This is a genomic window from Flavobacterium piscis, from assembly GCF_031457575.1.
In the GTDB taxonomy this organism is placed as follows: Bacteria; Bacteroidota; Bacteroidia; order Flavobacteriales; family Flavobacteriaceae; genus Flavobacterium; species Flavobacterium piscis_A.
Genome location: NZ_JAVDWQ010000023.1, coordinates 48309 through 59267 on the forward strand (window position 1 = coordinate 48309; position 10959 = coordinate 59267).

The 10959-nt window shown below is 32.6% G+C and carries 9 protein-coding genes; 4 read left to right on the top strand and 5 right to left on the bottom strand.

Features of this window, described 5'->3' with window-relative positions:
- Positions 1-52 precede the first annotated feature (52 nt).
- Positions 53-1090, top strand: a complete 1038-nt coding sequence (locus J2W48_RS21630) for a formimidoylglutamase (RefSeq protein WP_310284116.1) — start codon at positions 53-55, stop codon at positions 1088-1090.
- A gap of 131 nt (positions 1091-1221) precedes the next feature.
- Positions 1222-2472: a DEAD/DEAH box helicase gene (locus tag J2W48_RS21635; protein ID WP_310284117.1), complete on the top strand. Its 1251-nt coding sequence runs from the start codon at positions 1222-1224 to the stop codon at positions 2470-2472.
- Here the strand turns inward: J2W48_RS21635 and J2W48_RS21640 are convergent.
- The 3 genes from J2W48_RS21640 to aroC all read right to left on the bottom strand — a co-directional run bounded on the left by J2W48_RS21640 (position 2469) and on the right by aroC (position 7158).
- The gene (locus tag J2W48_RS21640; protein WP_310284118.1) at positions 2469-4655 is read right to left on the bottom strand and encodes a tetratricopeptide repeat-containing hybrid sensor histidine kinase/response regulator; all 2187 of its coding nucleotides are present in this window, start codon (positions 4653-4655) and stop codon (positions 2469-2471) included. The genes J2W48_RS21635 and J2W48_RS21640 overlap by 4 nt on opposite strands.
- A 104-nt stretch (positions 4656-4759) precedes the next feature.
- A complete protein-coding gene (locus J2W48_RS21645) occupies positions 4760-6046 on the bottom strand; it encodes a dicarboxylate/amino acid:cation symporter (protein ID WP_310284119.1) in 1287 nt (428 codons plus the stop codon).
- Positions 6047-6099: 53 nt separating this feature from the next.
- Entirely contained in the window at positions 6100-7158 is a 1059-nt protein-coding gene (gene aroC / locus J2W48_RS21650) for a chorismate synthase (RefSeq protein ID WP_310284120.1), read from the bottom strand.
- A 188-nt stretch (positions 7159-7346) separates the two neighbouring features.
- On the opposite strand from aroC, the gene J2W48_RS21655 reads away from it, so the two are divergent.
- Complete coding sequence (locus J2W48_RS21655; RefSeq protein WP_310284121.1) at positions 7347-8174, top strand: UDP-2,3-diacylglucosamine diphosphatase; 828 nt, start codon at positions 7347-7349, stop codon at positions 8172-8174.
- Between the two features lie 150 nt (positions 8175-8324).
- A complete protein-coding gene (locus J2W48_RS21660) occupies positions 8325-8822 on the top strand; it encodes a hypothetical protein (protein WP_310284122.1) in 498 nt (165 codons plus the stop codon).
- 60 nt (positions 8823-8882) lie between these two features.
- Here J2W48_RS21660 and J2W48_RS21665 read toward each other — a convergent pair whose 3' ends face one another.
- Positions 8883-9311 (bottom strand): protease complex subunit PrcB family protein, encoded by a 429-nt coding sequence (locus J2W48_RS21665; RefSeq protein ID WP_310284123.1) that lies wholly within the window; start codon positions 9309-9311, stop codon positions 8883-8885.
- A gap of 20 nt (positions 9312-9331) precedes the next feature.
- Positions 9332-10468: an N-acetyl-alpha-D-glucosaminyl L-malate synthase BshA gene (gene bshA, locus J2W48_RS21670; protein WP_310284124.1), complete on the bottom strand. Its 1137-nt coding sequence runs from the start codon at positions 10466-10468 to the stop codon at positions 9332-9334.
- Positions 10469-10959 lie beyond the last annotated feature (491 nt).

Sequence of the window (10959 nt, forward strand, 5' to 3'; positions counted from 1 at the left end):
TAATAACGTAAGTTAGTACAATTATATTATTTTTGGATAATATTTTTTTTATATGGAGAAATTAATTCCTTTTACTATTAATGATTTAGCAAAAGTCACAAATCATCGAAGTGGTGAAATAAAATTTGGAGAAAAAATGATTGTCATTCCTAAAGGAGTTGATAAAATTGATTTTCTGAAAGACAGTGAAGCTAAATATGTACTTTTGGGAATTCCGGAAGATATTGGTGTTCGTGCCAATTTTGGCAGACCCGGGGCAGCATCAGCCTGGGAATGTGCCATAAAAAGCATCGCAAACATTCAGCACAACCGTTTTTGCAAAGGCAGCCAGATTATTGTGTTAGGACAGATTAATGTAGCTGACGAAATGCGTGATGTAGAGAATCTTGATTTTAATGATATTGATGATCGTTCTAGATTAAGTCAGCTGGTCGAAAAAATAGACAAAGAGGTATCTCATATTATTTTCAACGTTATCAAAGCAGGAAAAACCCCAATCATAATTGGTGGTGGCCACAATAATGCTTACGGAAACATAAAAGGATCGGCTTTAGCAAAAGGAAAACCAGTAAATGCCATCAATTTTGATGCCCATTCAGATTTCAGAATTTTAGAGGGAAGACATAGTGGTAATGGTTTTTCGTATGCTTATGAAGAAGGTTTCCTGAAAAAATATTTCATTTTTGGACTTCACGAAAATTATACTTCAAAAAGTGTACTTGACATTATTAAAAAATTAGAAGACCGTGTACGTTACAATACTTATGACAGCGTAAATATCCGTAAGGAAAAGGACTTCAATAAAGAAATGATTTCGGCTTTAGAATTTATAAAAACAGATTCTTTTGGCATTGAAATCGATCTGGATGCTATTCCTAATATCGCCAGCAGTGCTATGACTATCAGCGGATTTTCTATAGAACAATTACGTCAGTTTGTTTCGTTTTTCGGACAACATAAAAATGCGGCTTATTTACATATTTGTGAAGGGGCACCAGATTTAGACCAGTCACCAAATAATCATCTGATTGGAAAATTAATTGGCTATTTAATTACTGATTTCATAAAATCAAACAACGAAAAAGCATAATCACTGAAATTTTAGCATCCAATAATTAGCTTATTTGCCAAATAAACCATTATTCAAATAAACGATTGGGTGAATAAACCTATCTTTGCAAAGAATTTAGTGCTTAAAACTAAATTCTTAATACCTAAGATATGTTATTCGAAGATTTATCACTTTCAAAAAGTATACAAAAAGCCGTATTTGAAGAAGGCTACCTAAACCCTACACCTATTCAGGAACAATCTATTCCGATCGTTTTGGCCGGAAGGGACTTAATTGGTTGTGCACAAACCGGTACCGGAAAAACCGCTGCATTTGCTATTCCAATTATACACCAGTTACATCGAATTGTAGGTTCAACAAAAAAAGCGAAAATAATTCGTGCCCTTATAGTTACGCCAACCCGTGAATTAGCGGTTCAGATTGGACAAAGTTTTGACACTTATGCCAAATATACCAATTTAACACAGTTGACCATTTTTGGTGGAGTTTCTCAAAATCCGCAAGTTGATACGTTAAAAAAAGGCGTAGATATTTTAGTGGCAACACCTGGAAGATTACTTGATTTACAAAAACAAGGATTTCTTGATTTAGACCATTTACATGTTTTGGTATTAGACGAAGCAGATCAAATGCTTGATATGGGCTTTATAAACGATGTAAAAAAGATCGTAAAACTGACACCTAAAAATCGTCAGACTTTATTATTTTCTGCTACAATGCCAATTGCTATTCGTGAATTAGCTGAAATGTTTTTGCAGGATCCGGCAAAAGTAGAAGTTTCACCTGTTTCATCAACTGCAGAAAATGTAGAACAACGTGTTTATTTTGTAGAGAAAACAGAAAAAAGAAATTTGCTTTATCATTTAATAAAAAATGAAGATTTATCGAACGTATTGATTTTTTCAAGAACCAAACACGGAGCAGATAATGTCGTTAAAGCACTTCGCAAAAATAATATTGCTGCAGAAGCCATTCACGGAGATAAATCACAAAATGCCAGACAACGTGTTTTGGATGCTTTTAAAAACAAAGAAGTTGGCGTTCTTGTAGCAACAGATATTGCAGCAAGAGGAATTGATATTGACCAATTACCTTTTGTTATTAATTTTGATTTGCCAAATATTCCTGAAACCTACGTACATAGAATTGGGCGAACAGGTCGTGCAGGAAATGGGGGTATTGCGATTTCATTTTGCAGTAAAGACGAACACCCATACTGGAAAGACATTCAGAAATTAATTAAAGTAGATGTAAAAACCATTACCGATCATCCGTATCAATGGCATGCGGGAAGTCCTGAGGCAGAGGCAGAAAAACCTAAAAATTCAAACCGCAGTAGTGGCGCACATAAATCGAGAAAATCAAATGCTTCTAAGCAAAATAAAAAACGTTGGTATTAATAATCAACGTTTTTTTCTTCTAAAATAAGATCATTTATAATCTGAAATAATTTTTCAGGCTCAAAAGGTTTGATAATAATATCATTTATCCCGGAAGAAAAAGCTTCGTCTGCAATCTCATCCTTATCAAAAGCAGTAAGAGCAACAACGGGGGTTATAATTCCCTTAGAGCGAATTCTCCTTGTAGTTTCAAACCCATTCATCAGGGGCATATTTATATCCATTAAAATAACATCAAATACTTCTTTTTCCAATAAATCAATCGCAGAAAAACCATCATCTGCAATACTGCAATTATAATTATTCTTTTCTATTATTTTTCTGGTTATCAATTGATTGATGGCATTATCTTCTACAATTAAAACTTTATACAAATGATTCGATTTAAAATCGAAATCAATTTCTTTAGCAAATATTTTAGTTTTTTCCGGGTTATATTCAAAAGGAATTATAAAAGTAAATACAGTTCCCTCTCCTATTTCACTTTTTAAAGAAATCGAGCTTCCAAACAGTTGCAAAAGTTTTTTTACAATACTCAATCCAAGGCCTGTACCTTGATAATCTTCATCTTTTCGTCCAACTTGTACAAATTTGTCAAAAACCTTGCTATGATCTGTTTTTGCAATTCCAATTCCATTATCTTTTACCTGAAATTCAATAAAATAATTATTTTGTTCTTCTTTAGCCAAACTCGCAATAATAATAACTTCACCATCATTAGTAAATTTAAGGGCATTACTCACCAAATTCATTAAAATTTGACCAAGTCTGAGTTTATCGCCTATCAAAGACTCTGGAATATCTGAATCTATATTAACTAAAATTTGATTATTATTTTTTTCAGATAAAAATGACAATGAATTTTTAATCATATTAATTTCATCAGAAATGCTAAATGCGGAATTTTCAAGTGTAACTTTATTTTCTTCAATTTTATTAATTTGAAGAATGTCATTAACCAGAGTCAATAAATATCGGGCTGAAAACTTTAAGGAACTTAAATATTGGCTTTTGGTCAATTCTTTATGCTCTTCCAGCAGCATATTCGTAATTCCGACTACTCCGTACAAAGGTGTACGTAATTCATGGCTAATGGTCGAAATAAATTGGGATTTTAACAATGAAGCTTCTTCGGCAATCTCTTTGGCTTTTAAAAGCTCCTGATTGGCCTTTTTCTTAATAACAATATTTTTATACAGGGTAAAAATTAAAACAAGAAATATAAGGGAAATTAAAATAAATAAAATAACAATAATTTTAGATTTCTCAAGACTCTGTGATTGGCTTAATTTTTCATTTTCTATTTTATCTATCGTTCTTTTGTACTCATCTAATTCAAGGTTAAATCCTGCAGTAGATGCTTTTTTTAATTTTTCCTGACCATACAACTCATCTGTGATTTTATTGTAAAGAGACAGATTTTCGTAAGCTTCTTTATATTTTCGGATTTTAATCAAAAAATTGGAATATTCTAAATACGCATAAGACAAGTCGGATTGTTCATCACTTTTTTCCCCTGCTACAATTGCTTTTTTAAAATAGGCATCTGCCCTTTTATAATCATTTTTATAGCTGTAAAACATCCCATTAAGCATATTTACAACAATTGCTGCTGATTTATCCCCATCACTTTTTTGATATGAATTTATAAATTTCAAAAAAGGGGCACCTTCATTAAAATGCCCAATATCAAAATAAACCCAGGTAATATTCACGTTTATAAAATATACCTGTTTAAAATCATTGATTTTTAAACCGTAAGCAATTGATTTTTTGTAATAACGGATGCCTTTATCTAACTGTTTTTTTTCAAAACAATAGATGTTTCCCAAATTATTATAAATATTATACTTTATTGAATCTGCATTTATTTTATTAGCATAGAACAAGCTTTTGTTGTAGAAAAAAATAGCTTTATCAAATTCTGACAATTCATTATAGTTATCAGCTATAATTCTATAGCAATCGGCAATTAAAAAATCATCTTTTTTTAAAAAAGCATAATTTAAAGCTGCTCTGGAATTAATTAATGATTTTTCAAAATTTGATTTATTTAAATGTAAACATGCCTGATTAATTAATTCATCAATTTTAGCATCTGAGATTTCTTCTGATTGCCCAATTGCCGAATTACAAAAGCAACTCAGTAACAATACATATAAAAAAACCCGTAATCGGCGCATAATTCGGCTAAATTTTACCAAATATACACTTAAAAATAAAAAAGTTGCATTTAAATGAATAAAATGCAACTTTTTTATTTTTATACTTTTAACTGTTTAAAAGTCTAAATGTTGATTTCAGGATTTATCTCCAATCCCTTATCATCTTCCCATTGACCAACTACCGAAGTAGCTAAAGCATTACCCAAAACATTAGTAGCACTTCTGAACATATCACAAAAATGATCTATTGGCAAAATCAAAGCAATTCCCTCAATCGGTATATCAAACATACCGCAAGTTGCTGCTACAACAACCAAACTTGCCCTTGGAACACCTGCAATTCCTTTACTGGTTAACATTAAAACCAAAAGCATTACCATTTGGGTTCCAATATCAAGATGTACCCCATAAGCCTGTGCAATAAAAATACTTGCAAAAGTCATGTACATCATACTCCCATCAAGATTAAAAGAATATCCTAAAGGTAACATAAAAGATACGATTCTGTCTTTTACCCCAAATTTTTCTAATTCTTCTGTTAATTTAGGAAAAACAGCTTCACTGCTTGTTGTTCCAAAAGCAATAACCAGGGGACCAACAATACGTTTTAATAATTCGTTCATTCTGCCTTTAAGGAAAATATAACCAACCACAATCAAAATAACCCATAATGAGCTAATTCCGATTAAGAATGAACCGAAAAATTTAAAATATGTAATTGCTAATTCCTGAAAATCCCTAACGGCAAAAACTCCGGCAATAGCTCCAAAAACTCCAATTGGAGCAAAGTTCATTACATAATTCACCATTTTCAGAACAATATGTGATGTTTTATCAAGAGCTTTAATTACAGGTTTAACAGTATCTCCTAATGAAGCGGCTGCCAACCCAAAAAAGATTGAGAATATTACGATTTGCAAAATTTCATTGGTCGCCATCGCCTCAACAATGCTTTTTGGCACAATATGTTCAACAAAATTTTCAAACGATAATGAATGTGTTTTAGCAGTTACCTCTGAAGCCGTAGCCAAATCAACATTGGAAAGATTTAAACCAACTCCCGGCTCTAAAACATTTACAAAAAACAAACCAATAAGTAATGAAATAAAAGAGGCTGTAAAAAACCACGCAAGTGCTTTTCCCCCAATTCGGCCTACAGCTTTGATATCTCCTAATTTTGCAATTCCTACCACTAAAGTGGTAAAAACCAAAGGAGAAATAATCATTTGAACCAATCGAATAAAAATAGTCGCCAACATTTTTATCTTCGTACTGAAGGATTGTGCTGCTTCCGGAGAAATTGAATTGTGCAATATAATTCCTAAAATAGCACCGAGAATCATCGCTATTAAAATTTGGCCTGTCAGACCAGAAAAAAATGACTTCTTTTTATTTTGAATTGTGTTCATTAATTGTTTTTAAATTTATAATTAAAAAAAGACCCTCACTGCCAGCTTTTAAATTAATATGTCTTGTTGATCAAGTAAAAATCTGCAAGAACTATAGCGGCCATTGCCTCAACAATAGGCACAGCACGCGGCACTACACACGGATCATGACGTCCTTTTCCTGTCATTGGTGTTATATTACCTTTATTATCTAATGAATCCTGAGTCTGCATGATGGTGGCAACCGGTTTAAAAGCTACCCTAAAATAAATATCCATTCCGTTACTGATGCCTCCCTGAATTCCCCCGGAAAGATTCGTTTTGGTTGTTCCGTCAGGATTGTACAAATCATTATGCTGGCTTCCTTTCATTTCAGAACCTGAAAAACCACTTCCGTATTCGAAACCTTTTACAGCATTTATTGAAAGCATTGCTTTTCCTAATTCTGCATGTAATTTATCAAAAACAGGTTCCCCTAAACCAACTGGAACATTCTGAATCACACACGAAACAACTCCGCCAACAGTATCTCCCTGCTTGCGGATATCACGAATATATTCTTCCATAATTACAGCTGATTTTTCATCAGGGCAACGTACCGGATTACTTTCTGTTTTAGAAAAATCCAATTCCTGATAAGGTGTTTCTAAATGAATAGGTCCTACAGACGAAACATAAGCATTGATTTTTATTTGTGGTAACATTTGCTTAGCAATTGCTCCTGCTACTACCCTGCTTGCTGTTTCCCTTGCTGAACTTCTTCCTCCTCCGCGATAATCACGAAAACCATACTTTTGATCATACACATAATCGGCATGACTTGGTCTGTAATTGTCTTTTATATGAGAGTAATCGTCTGACTTTTGGTTGGTATTGGGAATAATAAATCCGATTGGGGTTCCTGTGGTTTTTCCCTCAAATATTCCTGATAAAAACTGAACGCTGTCTGGTTCTTTTCTTTGTGTTACAATTGCTGACTGTCCTGGTTTTCTTCGGGACATTTCAACTTCAATTGCTTCTAAATCAAGTTGAATTCCGGATGGGCAACCGTCAATGATTCCGCCTAAAGCTTCCCCATGCGATTCTCCAAATGTGGTAACTTTATATAGTGTGCCGTAGCTATTTCCTGCCATTATAATTAGTTTTGAGCAAATGTAAGTTTTATGAATTAAATTAAAAAATTTAAAATAAGTATTATTATGTAAACATTAAATTAAACAAAAATCATAATTTATTAAAATTGCCGCCAAATTGATAACCTTTTGATAAAACGAAACTGATTGAAGTTTACTTAATTTGTTAAACTTCAAATAAAGAAAAATTGAAAAAAAGAAATGTTGAATTGGTCATCATATCCGATGTACATTTAGGAACATACGGAAGCCATGCCAAAGAGTTAAACAATTATCTTTCAAGCATTAAGCCTAAAACATTAATTCTAAATGGCGATATTATAGATGCCTGGCAATTTCGAAAATCCTACTTTCCTAAATCGCATCTAAAAGTTATTCAGAGAATAATAGGAATGGCTTCTAAAGGCACAAAAGTCTATTACATTACCGGAAACCATGACGAAATCCTGAGAAAATTTACAGATATGAATATGGGAAATTTTTCTTTGGTCGATAAATTGGTTTTAGATTTAGATGACAAAAAAGCATGGATTTTTCATGGTGATGTATTTGATTCTTCCGTTCAGCATTCTAAATGGATTGCAAAGTTAGGTGGCCTGGGATATGATTATTTAATTCTTGTAAACAGATTTGCCAACTGGTTTTTATCCAAATTAGGCAGGGAGCCATATTCATTTTCCAAAAGAATAAAAGCAAGTGTAAAAAAAGCAGTCAAATTTATCTCAGATTTTGAAACAACTGCCACTGATCTGGCAATCGAAAAAAAATACGATTATGTAATTTGCGGACACATTCACGAACCTAAAATTATTACTAAGGAAAATAAATATGGTTCAACTTTATACTTAAACTCCGGAGACTGGATTGAAAATTTAACCGCTCTCGAATATCATAAAAAACGTTGGAAATTATTTTCTTACTCACATCTAAATTTCATCGAAGCAGAAGAAAATCTTTTTGAAATGGAAGATATTTTAACTTCTCAGGTATTTACTTCAATCTTAAAGCAAAAGTAACTTTTTAAGAATTAACAACTTATGACAGCCTTAGACTACCAAGAGAATTATTTTTGGCAAAATGTGGAAATTACATAACAATTTTAAATAATTTTATACGTTTGAATTGAAGAGTAATTGTAAATTTGACAAAAAATTAATAACCATTTTATGAAAAAGATCATTTTATCTGCTATCATGCTACTAGGATTAGCATTTACTGCTCAATCACAAGAAATTTCAAAACATGCTTTAGGACTTCGTCTGGGAGACAATAACGGATTTGGAGGAGAAGTATCGTACCAATTAGGATTAAATCAAAAAAACAGACTTGAATTCGATTTAGGATGGAGAGACAGCAGGTATGTTAATGCGATAAAAGGAGTAGCTCTTTATCAATGGGTTTGGAACATTGATGGAGGTTTTAACTGGTATGCCGGTGTTGGTGGTGGTATTGCCGCATGGGATTATGATCATCGCTACAATGACTATCATTATAATGATAATGGCACATATGTTTTTGCAGCCGGGGATATTGGTATTGAGTACCGATTTAAAGAATTCCCACTTACTTTATCATTAGATGCAAGACCAGAAATTGGATCAGGATATTATGATGATGACAATTTTGGATTTGATGTCGGTTTAGGTGTTAAATTCAGATTCTAAATACAGAGCTAAATTCACAACATAAAAAATCCAGTCTATTTAGTTTTAGACTGGATTTTTTTATTTAATAATTATTTCTTTTTTCGATCTCACTTTTACTACTGTATAAGGATAAGTAATTACCTGCATCACCATAGCATCTTTAGCGGGAGCATTTTCTTTCACTGTGATAATAATGTTTTGATCGGTTTCTTCTACTTTTTCAACATCGATTGAATATCCTCCTGTATTTTTCTGCCCCATATTCAGAATCACATAATTAGAATTACTAATATCATCCTGTTTCATTTTATCTTTTAAAAGTGGGTCATTCTGAAGCATTATGATTTCATTTGGCTCCGTCAGAATTTCAAAAAATTTGATATTCCCTCCCCCGTCAGACTGTTGGGTTAAAATTTCGTATAAAACTTTAGAACTTCCTTCAGAAGTTTTTTTTGCTCCGCACGATATTAAAACAAAAATTGCTACAACCAAAATTGCTTTTTTCATTTACTGTATTTTTAAGGTTTTTAATTTTTATAATCATCAATTGCTTTTTTATACAAAGCTTCATATTTAGGCAATATATTTTTAATATCAAACTTCTTCGCAACCTCTAAAGCATTTTCCTTAAACTGATTTAAAACTTCATCATTTTTAAGAATTTTAATTGAGTTGGCAGCCATTTCATCTACATCTCCAACATTACTTAAATATCCTGAAACGCCATCAAAATTAACTTCTGGCAACCCTCCTGAATTACTTGAAATTACAGGAACTCCGCATGACATGGCTTCTAAAGCTGCCAAACCAAAACTTTCAGTCTCAGACGGAAGCAGAAACAAATCTGTAAACGATAAAATCTTATCAATTTCATTACTGTTTCCAAAAAAAATTACTTTATCATAAATTCCCAGCTCCATACACAAAGCTTCTGCTTTCTCTTTTTCAGGCCCATCTCCTACCATCATTAACTTGGCGGGAATTTCTTTTTGAATATGATAAAAAATCTTAATAATATCCGGAATACGTTTTACTTTTCTAAAGTTACTAATATGCGTAATTATACGTTCATTTTCCTTCGCCATTACATAACGGTGACAAGTTGCCTGAAAATCTTTTGGCTCTTTCTCCAGTTCAATAAAATTCGGAATCACTTTAATTTTATTCTTGATTTTGAATAATTTCAAAGTATCATCTTTCAAACTTTGCGATACCGAAGTTACATAATCTGATTTATTGATACTAAAAGTAACTGCAGGCTTATAAAAAGGGTGATTTCCTACCAGCGTAATATCTGTCCCGTGAAGCGTTGTAATCATCGGAAGATTAATTCCTTCATTTTTAAGCATTTGCTTCGCCATATAACCCGCATACGCGTGTGGAATAGCATAATGCACGTGCAGCACTTCAATCTTGTATAATTTCACCATATCAACCAACTTGCTTGACAAAGCCAACTCGTAAGGCTGATAATGAAAAAGAGGATATTCAGGAACGTTTACTTCGTGATAATGAACATTAGGGTTTAAAAGTGCCAGCCTAACCGGCTGACTGTAGGTAATAAAATGGATTTCGTGTCCGCGTCTGGCTAATTCAAGTCCTAATTCTGTGGCTACTACCCCACTACCGCCAAAAGTCGGATAACAAACTATTGCTATTTTCATGTATTAAATTTAGTCCTACGAAAGTACTCAAAAATCATCTTTAATTAAGTATTTCAATTGTTAGATTTTTGTGAATTTAAGATGTATCAAATTATTAGATTACTGGAATTCCTGAGTATCGTACATGTCGTCATGAGCGAAACCTAAGGATCTTTTGCTTACAACTAACTTATAATTTTTATCAGGAGCAGAACTAATAATTTTCAAAAGAACCACTTGTCCCGCTGTATGTTATATCTTTTATACCGAACCCCGGCACAAAAGGATATCACTTCAATCGGGGCTAGATTAGAAGCTTTTGTTATTATAAGGTCTTTTTTCTTCTTTTTAGTAAACCTAACAGATTTTAAAAACCCAATCTCGCTAAATTAAATAATAAACCCGACAGGTTTTAAGAACATAGGTGTTCGGAAGTTATCTAAGTTGTATTAAATAGTGGTGATTTGCTTGGGTCCCCATCGCAGATTACCACTATTTCTTTTATTATTTCC

Bases quoted from the DNA above. Each gene is read 5' to 3' on its own strand.
- J2W48_RS21630 (WP_310284116.1), top strand. From the start codon at position 53: ATGGAGAAATTAATTCCTTTTACTATTAATGATTTAGCAAAAGTCACA.
- J2W48_RS21635 (WP_310284117.1), top strand. From the start codon at position 1,222: ATGTTATTCGAAGATTTATCACTTTCAAAAAGTATACAAAAAGCCGTA.
- J2W48_RS21640 (WP_310284118.1), bottom strand. From the start codon at position 4,655: ATGCGCCGATTACGGGTTTTTTTATATGTATTGTTACTGAGTTGCTTT.
- J2W48_RS21645 (WP_310284119.1), bottom strand. From the start codon at position 6,046: ATGAACACAATTCAAAATAAAAAGAAGTCATTTTTTTCTGGTCTGACA.
- aroC (WP_310284120.1), bottom strand. From the start codon at position 7,158: ATGGCAGGAAATAGCTACGGCACACTATATAAAGTTACCACATTTGGA.
- J2W48_RS21660 (WP_310284122.1), top strand. From the start codon at position 8,325: ATGAAAAAGATCATTTTATCTGCTATCATGCTACTAGGATTAGCATTT.
- J2W48_RS21665 (WP_310284123.1), bottom strand. From the start codon at position 9,311: ATGAAAAAAGCAATTTTGGTTGTAGCAATTTTTGTTTTAATATCGTGC.
- bshA (WP_310284124.1), bottom strand. From the start codon at position 10,468: ATGAAAATAGCAATAGTTTGTTATCCGACTTTTGGCGGTAGTGGGGTA.